The following is a 14191-nucleotide window of genomic DNA, read 5'->3' as shown; positions in this document are numbered from 1 at the left end:
TGACGCTTGAGTTCGCAGGCCCGACGCCTGCCGGGCCGGCATGTATACGACTTGACCATGACGCTGGACCCACCAGCCCCATTTGGCACGCCGCGCTGAAGAGTCGGCTGCGCAGGAGGAAGAGTGCTTTCGGCTTTCATCTCATCGCTGCGGACGGCCGACCTCAGACGCAAGATCCTGTTCACGTTGGGCCTGGTGATCCTGTACCGCCTCGGTGCGTCGATCCCGTCGCCCGGGGTGAACTACCCGAACGTGCAGAAGTGCATCGAACAGGTCAGCGGTGGCGACTCGGCCCAGATCTACTCGCTGATCAACCTGTTCTCCGGTGGCGCACTGCTGCAGTTGACGGTGTTCGCGGTTGGCGTGATGCCTTACATCACCGCCAGCATCATCGTGCAGCTGCTGGTCGTGGTCATCCCGCGGTTCGAGCAGCTGCAGAAGGAAGGCCAGGCCGGCCAGGCCAAGATGACGCAGTACACGCGTTATCTGTCGATCGCGCTGGCCATCCTGCAGGCCACCAGCATCGTGGCGCTGGCCGCCAACGGCGGACTGCTGCAGGGCTGCTCGCTGAACATCATCCAGGACAGCTCGATCTTCGGATTGATCGTCATCGTGCTGGTGATGACCGCGGGCGCCGCCCTGGTCATGTGGATGGGCGAGCTGGTCACCGAGCGCGGCATCGGCAACGGCATGTCCCTGCTGATCTTCGCCGGCATCGCAGCCCGCATCCCGTCGGAGGGCAAGACCATCCTGGACAGCCGCGGCGGCCTGGTCTTCACCGCCGTCTGCGCGGCCGCGCTGGCCATCATCATCGGCGTGGTGTTCGTGGAGCAGGGCCAGCGCCGTATTCCGGTGCAGTACGCCAAGCGCATGGTCGGCCGCAAGATGTACGGCGGCACGTCCACGTACCTGCCGCTGAAGGTCAATCAGGCCGGCGTCATCCCGGTCATCTTCGCGTCCTCACTGATCTACATCCCGCACCTGATCACGCAGCTGATCCGCAGCGGGAACCCCAATGGCGGCAGCGGCTGGTGGGACAAGTTCGTCGCCAACTATCTGACGAATCCCGCCGACCCCGTCTACATCGCGATCTACTTCGGCCTGATCATCTTCTTCACGTACTTCTACGTGTCGATCACGTTCAACCCGGACGAGCGCGCCGACGAGATGAAGAAGTTCGGTGGCTTCATCCCCGGTATTCGACCGGGTAAGCCGACCGCGGACTACCTGCGTTATGTGCTGAGCCGGATCACCCTGCCGGGCTCGATCTACCTGGGTGTGATCGCAGTTCTGCCGAACCTGTTCCTGGAGATCGGCAACACCGGGACGGTGCAGAATCTCCCGTTCGGTGGAACTGCGGTTCTCATCATGATCGGCGTCGGGTTGGATACCGTCAAACAGATCGAGAGCCAGCTCATGCAACGCAACTACGAAGGGTTCCTGAAGTGAGAGTCGTTCTACTCGGACCGCCCGGTGCGGGCAAAGGCACACAGGCGGAGAAGCTGTCCGAGAAGCTCGGCATCCCGCAAATCTCCACCGGGGACCTCTTCCGCAAGAACATCGGCGACGGCACGCCCCTGGGTGTCGAGGCCAAGCGTTACCTCGACGCGGGTGACCTGGTTCCTGCCGAGCTGACGAATCGCCTGGTAGAGGACCGGATCGACCAAGCGGACGCGGCCAACGGGTTCATCCTCGACGGCTACCCGCGCTCGGTTGAGCAGGCCCGCGCACTGCACGACATGCTCGAGGCCCGTAACACCAAGCTGGATGCGGTACTCGAGTTCGCGGTCTCCGAGGACGAGCTGCTCGCCCGGCTCAAGGGCCGCGGCCGCGCCGACGACACCGAAGAGGTCATCCACAACCGGATGAAGGTCTACCGCGAAGAGACCGAGCCGTTGCTGGAGTACTACGGTGACGAGGTCAAGACCGTCGCCGCGGTGGGCGCCCTCGACGAAGTGTTCGCTCGCGCTCTGAGCGCGCTCGGTCGGTGAACCCGCAGTTGGGCGGCGTCGGTGAACCGACAATAGGCCGGGGTCGGTGATCTCCCTGCCGGGGCTGCGCAGCCGTAAGGTCGTCGCACAGCGCAGCGCAGGTGAACTCGACGCCATGGAAGTCGCGGGCGCGCTCGTCGCGTCCGCGCTGCGCGCGGTCCAGGCCGCGGCCGCGCCGGGCGTCAGCACACTCGAGCTCGACCGAATCGCCGAATCCGTCATCCGCGACGGTGGCGGCACGCCATCTTTCCTCGGCTATCACGGCTTTCCGGCCAGCATCTGTTCGTCGGTCAATGACCGTGTGGTGCATGGCATCCCGTCGGCCGGCGAGATACTCGCCACCGGCGATCTGGTGTCGATCGACTGCGGCGCCATCGTCGACGGCTGGCACGGCGACTCAGCCGTCACCTTCGGCGTCGGGACGCTGATCGACGCCGACGAGGCCCTGTCCGAGGCAACCAAGGCGGCTATGGAGGCCGGGATCGCCGCGATGCTTCCCGGCAACCGGCTCACCGACGTCTCGCACGCCATCGAGGTCGAGACCCACGCCGCGGAAGCCCGGCACGACCGCAAATACGGAATCGTCGCCGGCTACGGCGGGCACGCTATCGGCAGGCAGATGCACATGGACCCGTTCCTGCCCAACGAAGGCTCGCCCGGGCGCGGACCCTACCTGGCTGTCGGGTCGGTGCTGGCCATCGAACCCATGCTGACCCTCGGCACCACCAAAACCGTGGTGCTTGAGGACGAGTGGACCGTCATCACCGCCGACGGGACACGCGCTGCGCACTGGGAGCACACCGTCGCCGTGACCGAGGACGGCCCCCGGATCCTCACTCGCTGATTTCCGCTTCAGCAATCGTCCGGCGCGATGTTTCCCGAATCGTCGCGCACCTGCGGGCGCAAAGGTCTAATTGAACTGGATCACCACCAACGTCGTATCTAAGACGGAGGTTGGTTAATGGACGATCCGGAGGCCGCCATGATGCGGGGGCTCTACGATGAGCATGCCGCGGCCTTGTGGCGGTACGCGCTGCGTCTCACCGGCGATCAGGCGCGCGCCGAGGACGTGGTACAGGAGACGCTGCTGCGAGCGTGGCGACATCCCGATGTCACCGCGGACACCGATCGGTCGGCGAGGGCTTGGCTGTTCACGGTCGCGCGGAACATGATTATCGATGAACGCCGCAGCGCCCGGTTCCGCAACGAGACGGGTGTTCCGGACCCAGAACTGGTGGCCGACCACGCCGCCCCCGACCAGGTGGACACCGCATTGGACCGGTTGTTGCTGAGCACCGCACTCAGTCAACTGTCCGACGAGCATCGGGCCGTGGTGCGTCGCGCCTATTACCAGGGCTGGACCACCACGCAGATCGCGGCCGACCTTCAGATACCCGAGGGCACTGTGAAGTCGCGGCTGCATTACGCCGTTCGCGCACTACGACTCAACCTACAAGAAATGGGGGTGACACGATGACGCAGTTCGGTGTACCCCGCATTGATCCTGTGGACGGCGACCGCTACCTGACCTGGGACGCGGCCTATGTCCTCGGCTCATTGACGAGCACCGAGCGCCGCGAGTACGAAGGCCATCTGGCGGGATGCGAGCGCTGCCGTGCAGCTGTCGCCGAGCTGAGCGGCATGCCCGCCCTGCTCGCCCTGCTCGACTTCGACGATGTGCGTGCGCTCGATGAGGAGCAGCCCGATCCACCGCTTCGGCCCGAAGTGTTGGAGTCGGTGCTCGCGAAAGTCAGCTGGCGCCGGCGCCGGTCCCGGTGGGTGACCTCGGCCGCGGTCGGGTTGGCGGCTGCGCTGCTGGCAGTCGGTCTCGTCGTCGCGATCCGCCCCGAGACGTTCGGTCTGCACACCGGCACTGCGCAGCAGCAGACCGCTGAGATGCTCCAGATGGCGAAGGTGGCGGAGACCCCGATCAATGCCAGCATCGCGCTGAGCAGCTACGCGTGGGGCACGCGCATCGACATGGCATGCACCTACGGCGACTGGGGCAAGAAGGACGCGCCGCCGCAGAACCTCGGCATGGTGGTGGTCGGCCGTGACGGGACTCACACCGAGGTCGCGACATGGCTCGGATTGTCCGGCGCAACCGCCCTACCCAGCGGAAACACGACGTTGCCGATCAACGAAATCGCTGCGGTGCAAATGGTTTCGTCGCCCGACGGAAAAGTCTTACTTGAGAAAACCCTGTAAATCCGGCTGCCGGTGAACCGCGCCCCCTCCCGGGCCGTGTCACTAGGCAGAACCGGAAGGCAGGTGGAATATGGCCAGCAGGCACCGAGTGGTCGATCACATCGTCGGCCACCTGGCGGCGAGCGGGGTCACCCACATCTTCGGCGTCGACGGCGCCAACATCGAAGATCTCTACGATGCGGCACACTTTCGTGACGACATCACCGCGGTACTGGCCAAGCATGAATTCTCCGCGGCCGCAATGGCTGACGGCTACAGCCGCAGCGGGGCGGGGATCGGTGTGGTCGCCGCCACATCGGGTGGCGGTTGCCTGAACACCGTGCCGGGCCTGGGAGAGTCACTGGCCAGCCGAGTTCCGGTACTGGCCTTGATCGGTCAGGCCCCGACGCCCTTGGACGGACGCGGGTCCTTCCAGGACACCAGCGGACGCAACGGCGCACTGGACGCCGAGGCCCTGTTCTCGGCGGTGTCCGTGTACTGCCGCAGAGTGGTCAGTGCCCGAGACATTCTCACGGCCCTGCCCGAGGCGCTGGCGGCGGCCCGCACCGGCGGACCGGCCGTGCTGCTGCTGCCCAAGGACATCCAACAGGCCGATCTGGGTGAACCCGCCAACGGCAAGCTGAACGGAATGCACGTGCGCGCACAGCTTTCCGATCCCGGTCCACTCGCCGCGGCGTTGCGGGATGCGGTTGGACCGATCACCATCATCGCCGGTGAGCAGGTGGCCAGGGATGACGCGAGAGCCGAGCTCGAGCGGTTGCGGGCCACCCTGCGCGCGCGCATCGCGACGGTGCCCGACGCCAAGGACGTCGCAGGCACTCCTGGCCTCGGATCGTCCTCTGCGCTAGGGGTATCCGGCGTGATGGGTCACCCCGGTGTCGCCACCGCCGCGGCGCGCAGCGCGCTGTGCCTGCTGGTCGGCACGCGGATGACCGTTACCGCGCGGGCCGGTCTCGACGACGTGCTGGGCACGGTGCCGACCTACTCGATCGGTTCGGCCGAACCATACCTGCCGTGCACCCATGTGCACGCCGACGATCTACGTGGATCGCTGGCCCTGTTGACCCAAGCACTGTCGGGCCACGGCAGACCCGCCCACGTCCGGGTCCCGGATACGGTGCTGCGCAGCGAGTTACGGCCGCCGCCGTACCACGGCCCCGGCGTCCGGTACCGCGATGCGATGGCGGTGCTCGACGATGTCCTACCGGCAGGCACCGACATCGTCGTCGATGCCGGCAATATCGGGGCGTCGGCCATCCACTACCTGCCTGCCCGGCGTGACGGCCGTTTCGTCGTCGCGCTCGGCATGGGTGGGATGGGGTACAGCTTCGGCGCAGGCATCGGGATGACCTTCGCCAGGGGCGGGCGCACCGTCGTCATCGCCGGCGACGGGTCATTCTTCATGCACGGCATGGAGATTCACACCGCCCTGCAGTACCGGTTACCGATCACCTTCCTGCTGTTCGACAACCATGCGCACGCCATGTGCGTGACCCGCGAGCAGACGTTCTACGGGGACCGCTACAGCTACAACCGGTTCGGGCCCAGTCACCTGGGACCCGGTCTGGCCGCGATGTTCCCGGGGCTCACCGCACTCGGCGTCGACGACCTTGGGCAATTGCCCGCCGCACTGCAACTGGCGCTCGACGACGACGGTCCTTCAGTCATCAGCATCGAATGCTCTGCCGATGAAATCCCTCCGTTCGCAGCCTTTCTCAACAAACCCGCCACAACGCACACCGAGGAGAACAAAACCCATGTCGCTGCCCGCGCTCGATGACATCACCGCCCACCGGGGCACCCCCGAAGCCATGGACGGGCTGATCCGGATCGAAACCTCACCGAAGGAGCAGGCCACGCCGATCATCATGGAGATGATGCGGTCGGTGTACCCGCACGACGAGGTGTTCGGCGAGTACTGCACCGTCAACGACTACATCGATTGCCCCCCAGAGGAATTGTTCGACTATCTGTCGGACACCCGCAGCCTGGAGGAGTGGACGTACAGTCTGCGCGGATTCACCACCACCGACGAACCGGGCTTGTGGCTGGCCTATGACCGGCTCGGTGCCGGACCGACCGGGCCGGGAAGCGAGATCTACACCCGCACCGTGGCCAACCGCGAGGCGCTGACCGTCGACTACCACTGTGCGTGGGATCAGGGCAAGCACCTGTGGATGATCTACCTGATGCGCATCGTCGACGCCCAGGTGGTGCTGGACAAGCCGGGATCTGTTGTGCTGTGGACGAATTGCCATCACCCGTTCTACGACAACAACCCGTACCCGGAGACCGCACCACCCGGACGCCCGGTGTGGGTCGGCGACTTCTGGGACATGTTCGGGGCCGGTCATCTGCTCGAACTGCACAACCTCAAAGCGATCGCCGAGTACCGGCACCGCAACGGCCTGCCGGTCACCCCGGCCTGGATGAAATGAGCATGACGATGAGCGCAGCAACCAAGACCGTCTCCCTGCTGGACGTGTCGACCTACCTGCCGGGGGAACCGATCGGCGCCGAATACTACGCACAGTTCGCCGAATCCGACGAGCTGCGAGACAATCTCATGTTCCGGGCGCCCCGGTTTCGGCACCACGTGGCCCCCGACGAGACCGCCATCGACATGGTCGAACGCGCCGCTGCGGGGCTCATCGACCGGCACGGCCAAGATGCGGTGACCGGCGCCGACATCCTCATCACGCACACCCAGATGCCCGACATGCCGTTCTACGGCGGTGGTGGCGGCATGGCGTATCGCCTTGGTATGAAACCGAACTGGGTGATCGACCTGCACAACGGTGGCTGCGCGGCGTTCGTGCTCGGGCTCAAGCTGGCTCGCAACCTGCTGGCCTCCGGTGAAGGCCGCAGCGCGCTGATCGCCGTCGCGCAGAACGCCGCGGGCCAGATCTTCGACCAGGAGACCATCCGGCGTAAGGCTCAGTCCGCAGTGCCAGGCGACGGGGCCGCGGTGGGTCTGGTTGCGCTGTCAGATGTGTCACCGATCCTGGACGTGGAGTGCCGCACCTACGGCGAGTTCGCCGGTGACATGACGATCGCAGTCGATCCGCCCCGCAAGTGGTGGGAGGCAGGCCCGGGAGAGGGGTGCATCGGGTTCACCGAGAGCAAGATCACCAAGGTGCTCGCCCGAGGCAACCGCCAGGTGCCCGAGGTGTCCTACGCGGTGTGTGACCGAATCGGAGTGCAGCCCAAGGATATCGACCTGCTGGTGACCAACCAGCCCAACCGGGCGTTCCTGCGGAATTGGCGCGACGCACTGGAGCTGCCCCAATCGAGGCACGTCGATACTTTCGACGAATGCGGAAACCTTTTCGCCGCAGGCATTCCGGTGAACTTCGACCGTGCGGTGAGCACCGGGCGGATCGAGTCGGGGGACACGGTGTTGATGGCGGCGTTCGCGCATGCCGGCGACTTCGCCGGGGCGGCTGCCATCTGCTGGGGCGGACGCAACTGATGGCCACACCACCCGCTGCGCTGCGCGGCGTGGTCGGCTCGATACCCGATGCGGTCAACCCGTTGGCGTTGTCGCTCAACGAATATCCTTTTCCGCCGTTGCCTGCGGTGCGGTCGGCGATGGCTGCCTCGATCGACAGCGCCAACCGGTACCCCGAGTTCCTGCCCCAGCGGCTGCGGTCGCTGATCGCCGGGCACGTCGGGGTGCGGGAGTCGCAGGTGATCATCGGGTCCGGCGCGACGGGCGTCACGATGCAGGTGCTGCACGCGGTCAGCAGTCCGGGAGACACCATCGTGATGGCGGCGCCGACCTTCGACGGATTTCCGATCTTCGCGCAAATGGCCCGGTTACGGTCGGTGACGGTGCCGCTCGACCGGCACGGCCATCACGATCTCGACGCCATGGCAGAGGCCGCCGAGAAGGCCAGGGTGGTGATCGTGTGCCGACCACACAACCCCACCGGAACTGTCGAACCCGCCGCCGACATCGAACGGTTCCTCGCCCGTGTACCGCGGGACACCGTCGTGCTGCTCGACGAGGCCTACGTCGAGTTCCTGTCCGACGAACACCGCATCGATGCGCCGAGCTTGGTCCGCCGGTTCGGCAATGTGGTGGTGGTACGGACGTTTTCGAAGGCCTACGGGCTGGCCGGGCTGCGGGTCGGCTACGGCTTCTGCGCTCCGGATCTGGGTCGCACGCTGTGGTCCATGCAACTGCCGTTCGGCACCCCGCTGAGTGGGCTCGTGGCAGTCGCAGCCTCCTACGACGCGGAAAGCCAACTCCGACAGCGGATTCGGTTGATCACCGCCGAGCGGCGATACCTGCAGCTGCGGTTGCGGTCGATGGGTCTCTACACCACCGAAGGGCAGGCCAACTTCGTCTACCTACCCGCCTGCGAGCGGCGCTGGCAGGCCGTGTTCGACGGGGCAGGCCTGCAGGTCAGGCACTATCCCGACGGCGGTGTGCGCATCACAGTGGGGGCGCGAGAGTCGACACGGGCAGTGCTGCGAGCGGTGCGCACGGCGATGCGCTGAGTTCGCCGCGCTGTTCGCACCGCAGGCAGCGGTGATGCGGTATGAAGAAGCGTGCCTTCACCACCGGACAAGCGTGATCCCATCGCATTGGCCCGTGCCAACTGGGAGGCCGCCGGCTGGGGTGACGTGGCCGACGGGATGGTCGCGGTGACATCGGTGATGCGCGCACACCAGATCCTCCTGGCCCGGGTCGAGACCGCGCTGCGGCCCTACGACCTGAGTTTCTCGCGCTTCGAGTTGCTGCGGCTGCTGGCGTTCAGCAGGGCCGGTGCGCTGCCCATCACCAAGGCATCGGACCGGCTGCAGGTGCACGTCACCAGCGTCACGCACGCCATCCGCCGGCTGGAGGCCAACGGGTTGGTGCAGCGCGTACCGCATCCCACCGACGGCCGCACCACCCTGGTGCAGATCACCGACTTGGGGCGGTCCACCGTCGAGGAAGCCACCGTGACCCTCAACGATCAGGTGTTCGGGGATGTCGGGATGTCCACGGAACAGTCCCGCGCGTTGGTGGCGTCGATCGAGACGCTGCGGCGCAACTCCGGGGATTTCTGAAAGAACTTCTTGTCCTCCTCGCGTGCGGGGAACTTCTTGTCCTCCTCGCGTGCGGGGGCCTAATCGAGCACGGCGGGCAGCGGAATGGTCGCGGTGACGGCCGTTCCCGCGCCCGGCCGGGACCGGATGTTGAGCCGGCCACCGACGATCTCGGCGCGCTCAGCCATCGAGAGCAACCCGTAGCCGCCCATTTCGTCGCTGCCCAGCGGATGCTCGAACGTGTCGAAACCTTTTCCGTCGTCGACGATTTCGAGCCGCGCCACGTTGTCGTCCAAGCTGAAGGTGAGCCGGGCCCGGCTGGCGTCGGCGTGCTTGACCACGTTCTGCAGGCATTCCTGGGCGATGCGGTAGAGGGCCAGCTCGATGTGGTCGGGCACCCGGGTCTCGGCGAGTTCGACCTCGAGATCTATGCCGGGGATGGACCGCGCCAGGCTGGCCAAACCGCCCGCCAAGCCGAGGTCGTCGAGCACCGGTGGCCGCAGCCCGCTGATCGCGGCGCGGGCCTCCTGCAGGGTCAGGTCGACCAGTTCCCGTGCCTTGTCGAGTTGTTCGGCCAGCGCGCGGGGATCGTCGACGGCGCGGGCCGCGGCGTCCAGCCGGTAGGACAGCGTCACCAGCCGCTGCGAGATGCCGTCGTGGATGTCGCCCGCGAGCCGGCGCCGCTCGATCTCCTGCGCCTCGATGACCTGCTCGACGAAATTCTCGTGGGCCCGCTCGCGGGCCACCAGCTGCCGGTGTAGGCGGGCCTGGTGCAGCGCACCGGCGATGAGCCGGCCGATCACGACCAGCAGTTCCACGTCGCGTTCGCCGAACTCCCGGCGGTTGACGGTGTGCACGTTGAGCACGCCCACCAAGCCGCCCGGATCGGTCTCCATCGGCACAGACACCATCGACGTGAAATCCCGTCCGCGCAGCGTTTCGAACGGCAGGTAGCGCGGATCGGCCTCCTTGTCGTGGCTGATCACCACGGGCTCGCGATGGCTGGCCACCCACCCCGAGATGCCCTGGCCGAGCGGTAGCCGGATCTTGCCGACCTCGGCGTCGAAGGGTGGGGTCGCGCCGGCCAGCGTCAGGGCTCGGTCGGAGTCGTCGAGCACGTGCACGAAGCACACGTCGGTCGCGGTGGCCGCGGTGATCATCCGCGCCGCCGCAGCCGCGAGGTGCTCGACGCCGGGGCCGCTGGAGGTGGCCTGGATGAGCTCCCGCAGCAACGCCAACTCGCGGTCGGCGGTGAGCACCATGGGGCCGAATTCACTGCTCATTGGTAGATGCCTTCGCGTAGGGCGGTGGCGACGGCGCCTGCGCGGTCACTGACGCCAAGCTTGCGGTAGATGGACCGCAGATGGGTCTTGACGGTTTCCTCGCCGATCACCAACTTGGTGGCGATACCGCGGTTGGACAACCCCGCCACCACGAACGACAGGATCTCGCTCTCCCGCTGCGTGAGGCCCTGCCGAACCCCCGGCCAGAACTCGTCGCGTTGCAGTCGCGCGGCCGTGTCGGCGGCGCGGGCGGCCATGCCGGGATCGATCGCGGTGGCGCCACCGTGGGCGAATTCGATCTGGCGGACCAACTCGTCGCTGCTGATGCTCTTGAGTAGGTAACCCGAGGCGCCGACTCGCAATGCCTGGAACAGGTACTGCTCGTCGTCGTACACGCTCAGCATCACCACTTTGCGGTCCGGATCGCGTTCCCGCAGGTCGCGGCACAGATCCAGGCCGCTGGAGCCTTGCATGCGGACGTCGCACAGCACGATGTCGGGATTCAGCTCGGCGACCACGCTGAGCGCTCGCTCAGCGCCGATCGCATGGCCGACCACCAGAACCCGGTCTTCGAACGCGGCGAGCATGGCCTTGAGACCCTCGATGACCATTTCGTGGTCATCGACCAGCACAAGGCGCACTGGGCTGGAGGGCGCCATGGCATCACCCTATGCGTGCGCACTTGCGCGGAGCAGATCCGGCCACACCTTCCGCAGACGAAGTTCGCATGCCCAATCACCCCTAGGGGGGAGGCGCCGGTCCTGTGATGTGGGCCACTCTCATGTGGTGTCCTCACCTCAGGAGAAAACATGGCGTGCCGGGCGGTTCTGGTGGGACTGTCCCGAGCCGACTGATGCAGGAGGGTTCCCGCTGCGTGCGGTGATCTTCGATCTCGACGCGCTGTCAGACCTGGATGTCGACGGTCACCGGGTCGTGTTCAACGCGGCATTCGCTGCGCACGGCCTGTCCCTGGACTGGAGCGTGGCGCGCTATCGGCAACTGTTGGCGCTGCACGACGAACGTCAGCGGGTCGCAGCGGAGCTCCGCAAGCGCTGCGTGGGGCCGGAATGCGACGTGCTCACCGAGGTGCTCGCCGACGAGATCTGCGCCACCAAGGACATGATGTTCGACGAGATGATTCTCGACGCGGGCCTGACTCCGCGCGCCGGTCTCCACGACCTGGTCATGGACGCCTTCGCCGCCGACGTGCCGGTAGGCGTGGTGTCCAGCGGTAGGCGCCGCTGGGTCGAGCCGCTGGTGCGCCAGCTGGTAGGCGAAGGCCTGGTGGAAACCGTGGTCACCGGTGACGACGTCACCTCCTCGATGCACGGCGCCGCCCACCAGCATGCCCTGGCTGAGCTCGGGGTGTCGGCCCATGACGCGCTGGCTGTCGCCGGGTCGAGCACCGGACTGCGGGCCGCGAACGCAGCTGGGCTGGCCAGCGTGCTCATCGGCGCCGAGCCGGGCACGGCTCTCCCGGCAGTCGCGGTACGCCCGGATTACACAGGCATGGACGACGCGCTGCGGCTGGCTACCTGCCGACGCCTGCACGCGTCGTGGTGGGCGCAACACAGCCCGTCGGCCGCTTAGGAGCGCTCAGCCGCGCAGTGTCTCGATCACCGCGCTGAAGTCCAAGTCGGCATGGTCGACGGCGAACTTGGCATAGATCTCCGCGGCATGGGTGCCCAGGGGCGCCGACGAACCCGTCGACTTCACGGCCGCCATCGCCAGGCCGAGGTCCTTGTTCATCAAGGCCGTGGCGAACCCCGGCTTGAAGTCGTTGTTGGCCGGGGACGTCGGAACAGGCCCGGGCACCGGGCAATTGGTGTGCACGGCCCAGCAGTTGCCCGTCGCACCCGTGATGACGTCGAACAAGGACTGCTTGTCCAGGCCGAGCTTCTCGGCCAGTACGAATGCCTCACCGACGGCGATCTGCTGCACCGCCAGCACCATGTTGTTGCACACCTTGGCGGCCTGGCCCGCGCCCGCGGCACCGCAGTGAATGATCTTGCCCGCCATGGGTTCCAGCACCGGACGGGCCGCGTCGACAGCGTCATCGGGGCCACCGACCATGAACGCCAGGGTCCCGGCCACGGCACCCTTGACGCCGCCGGACACCGGGGCGTCGAGCTGACCGAAACCATGCTCACCGGCCAGTTTGTGGACCTCACGGGCATCGTCGACGGAGATCGTGGAACTGTCGATGAACAGTGCGCCTGCCGCCGCGGCGGGCAGCACCTCGGCGTAGCAGTTCTTCACCTGCGCGCCGCTGGCCAACATGGTGATCACCACGTCGGCACCAGCCACGGCCTCGGGCCCACTGCCGAACATGGTGACGCCGTTGGCCTTTGCTGCTTCCTGCGCCGCTGGGGCGGGGTCGAATCCGTGCACGGTGTGCCCGGCGGTCACCAGGTTGGCAGCCATCGGGCCGCCCATGTGACCGAGACCCAGGAAAGCGATTGTGCTCACGTGCAACTCCTATCCCACGCGGGCTCTGCCCGCTTATGCTGACGTGCGGGCTCGGCCCGCGGTCGCGCGCCCGATCACTACGCGCATGATTTCGTTGGTTCCTTCAAGGATGCGGTGCACCCGTAGATCGCGGACGATCTTCTCCAAGCCGTACTCGCGAAGATAGCCGTAGCCGCCGTGCAGTTGCAGGGCCTGATCGGCCACCTCGAAGCAGGTGTCGGTGACGTAGCGTTTGGCCATCGCGCACAACGTCACCTTGTCGGGGTGGTTGGCGTCCAGCGCGGAGGCCGCCCGCCACAACATGTTTCGCGACGTCTCCAGTCCCGTGGCCATGTCGGCCAGCGTGAACCGGATGGTGGGCTCGTCGAGCAGGGCGCCGCCGAATGCCTGTCGGTCGGCAAGATAGGCCACCGCCTTCTCGTGCGCGGCCTGCGCCCCGCCGAGCGAACACGCGGCGATGTTGATGCGCCCACCGTTGAGCCCGTTCATCGCGATGCCGAACCCCGTGCCCTCGGTGCCGCCGAGCAGCGCATCGGCGGGCACCCGAACACCGTCGAAGATCACCTGCGCCGTGGGCTGGGCGTTCCAGCCCATCTTCTGCTCCTGGGCACCGAAACTCAGCCCGGGCGTGTCCTTTTCGACCACGAACGCGGATATGCCCCGCGGTCCCTCCGCGCCAGTTCTGGCCATCACCACGTAGACATCAGAGCTGCCCGCGCCGGAGATGAACTGCTTGTCGCCGTCGAGTACCCAGTCGTCCCCGTCGCGGACGGCCCTCGTGCGCAGGGCCGCGGCGTCCGATCCGGCGCCCGGTTCGGTCAGGCAGTAGCTCGCGATGGCGTCCATCGATGCCAGTCGCGGCACCCAGGTCTTGCGCTGCTCCTCGGTGCCGAAGCTGTCCACCATCCACGCGCACATGTTGTGGATGGACAGAAATGCCGCGATGGCCGGGTCGGCGGCCGCGAGCTGCTCGAAGATGCGCACGGCATCCAGTCGCCGCAGCCCGCTGCCGCCCGCGTCCTCCTGGCAGTAGATCGCCGCCATACCGAGTTCAGCCGCCTCGCGCAGCACGTCGACGGGGAAGTGGTGTTTCTCATCCCACTCCAACGCGTATGGCGCGATGCGCTTTTCGGCGAACGCGGCCGCCGTCTCGGCGATCACGCGTTCGTCGTCATCCAGTTCGTAGAGATCCACGGTGGG

15 protein-coding genes are annotated in these 14191 nt (G+C 66.7%); 11 read left to right on the top strand and 4 right to left on the bottom strand.

Annotated features, from left to right (window positions below):
- Positions 1–123 precede the first annotated feature (123 nt).
- The 10 genes from secY to A5784_RS16970 all read left to right on the top strand — a co-directional run bounded on the left by secY (position 124) and on the right by A5784_RS16970 (position 9260).
- The gene (gene secY / locus A5784_RS17015) at positions 124–1449 is read left to right on the top strand and encodes a preprotein translocase subunit SecY (protein ID WP_064946084.1); all 1326 of its coding nucleotides are present in this window, start codon (positions 124–126) and stop codon (positions 1447–1449) included.
- Positions 1446–1991 (top strand): adenylate kinase, encoded by a 546-nt coding sequence (locus A5784_RS17010; protein WP_029368390.1) that lies wholly within the window; start codon positions 1446–1448, stop codon positions 1989–1991. Before secY ends, A5784_RS17010 begins: the two co-directional genes overlap by 4 nt.
- A 46-nt stretch (positions 1992–2037) precedes the next feature.
- Entirely contained in the window at positions 2038–2835 is a 798-nt protein-coding gene (map, locus tag A5784_RS17005; RefSeq protein ID WP_064946083.1) for a type I methionyl aminopeptidase, read from the top strand.
- A 117-nt stretch (positions 2836–2952) separates the two neighbouring features.
- A complete protein-coding gene (locus A5784_RS17000) occupies positions 2953–3468 on the top strand; it encodes a sigma-70 family RNA polymerase sigma factor (RefSeq protein WP_064946082.1) in 516 nt (171 codons plus the stop codon).
- Positions 3465–4199 carry an anti-sigma factor family protein gene (locus A5784_RS16995; RefSeq protein ID WP_064946081.1) on the top strand — a complete coding sequence of 245 codons (735 nt, stop codon included), beginning with the start codon at positions 3465–3467 and terminating at the stop codon, positions 4197–4199. The genes A5784_RS17000 and A5784_RS16995 overlap by 4 nt, the downstream gene beginning before the upstream one ends.
- A gap of 70 nt (positions 4200–4269) precedes the next feature.
- The gene (locus A5784_RS16990) at positions 4270–5979 is read left to right on the top strand and encodes a thiamine pyrophosphate-binding protein (protein ID WP_064946080.1); all 1710 of its coding nucleotides are present in this window, start codon (positions 4270–4272) and stop codon (positions 5977–5979) included.
- A complete protein-coding gene (locus A5784_RS16985; protein WP_064946079.1) occupies positions 5957–6637 on the top strand; it encodes a hypothetical protein in 681 nt (226 codons plus the stop codon). The genes A5784_RS16990 and A5784_RS16985 overlap by 23 nt, the downstream gene beginning before the upstream one ends.
- A gap of 8 nt (positions 6638–6645) precedes the next feature.
- Positions 6646–7671, top strand: coding sequence for a 3-oxoacyl-ACP synthase III family protein (locus A5784_RS16980; RefSeq protein ID WP_156750619.1), 1026 nt, complete (start codon positions 6646–6648; stop codon positions 7669–7671).
- On the top strand, positions 7671–8705 hold the full coding sequence (locus tag A5784_RS16975) for an aminotransferase class I/II-fold pyridoxal phosphate-dependent enzyme (protein WP_064946077.1): 1035 nt from the start codon (positions 7671–7673) through the stop codon (positions 8703–8705). The genes A5784_RS16980 and A5784_RS16975 overlap by 1 nt, the downstream gene beginning before the upstream one ends.
- A 51-nt stretch (positions 8706–8756) precedes the next feature.
- Positions 8757–9260: a MarR family winged helix-turn-helix transcriptional regulator gene (locus A5784_RS16970; protein WP_064946076.1), complete on the top strand. Its 504-nt coding sequence runs from the start codon at positions 8757–8759 to the stop codon at positions 9258–9260.
- 59 nt (positions 9261–9319) lie between these two features.
- Here the strand turns inward: A5784_RS16970 and A5784_RS16965 are convergent, their stop codons facing one another.
- Together A5784_RS16965 and A5784_RS16960 are read right to left on the bottom strand one after the other, a co-directional pair.
- Entirely contained in the window at positions 9320–10501 is a 1182-nt protein-coding gene (locus A5784_RS16965) for a GAF domain-containing sensor histidine kinase (RefSeq protein WP_082944912.1), read from the bottom strand.
- Positions 10502–10518: 17 nt separating this feature from the next.
- Positions 10519–11181 carry a response regulator gene (locus A5784_RS16960; protein WP_064946074.1) on the bottom strand — a complete coding sequence of 221 codons (663 nt, stop codon included), beginning with the start codon at positions 11179–11181 and terminating at the stop codon, positions 10519–10521.
- A 127-nt stretch (positions 11182–11308) separates the two neighbouring features.
- Between A5784_RS16960 and A5784_RS16955 the strand changes: the two genes are divergently transcribed.
- On the top strand, positions 11309–12112 hold the full coding sequence (locus A5784_RS16955) for an HAD family hydrolase (protein ID WP_064946208.1): 804 nt from the start codon (positions 11309–11311) through the stop codon (positions 12110–12112).
- 6 nt (positions 12113–12118) lie between these two features.
- On the opposite strand, the gene mmsB is transcribed toward A5784_RS16955, so the two are convergent.
- Positions 12119–12991, bottom strand: coding sequence for a 3-hydroxyisobutyrate dehydrogenase (gene mmsB / locus A5784_RS16950; protein ID WP_082944896.1), 873 nt, complete (start codon positions 12989–12991; stop codon positions 12119–12121).
- A gap of 33 nt (positions 12992–13024) precedes the next feature.
- Positions 13025–14185 (bottom strand): acyl-CoA dehydrogenase family protein, encoded by a 1161-nt coding sequence (locus tag A5784_RS16945; protein WP_064946072.1) that lies wholly within the window; start codon positions 14183–14185, stop codon positions 13025–13027.
- Between the last annotated feature and the right edge of the window lie 6 nt (positions 14186–14191).

Origin of the sequence: Mycobacterium sp. 852013-50091_SCH5140682 (assembly GCF_001665685.1) — a bacterium.
Classification (GTDB): domain Bacteria; phylum Actinomycetota; class Actinomycetes; order Mycobacteriales; family Mycobacteriaceae; genus Mycobacterium.
Note: the sequence above shows the minus strand (reverse complement) of the source record. Positions and strands in the feature narration are given on the sequence as shown.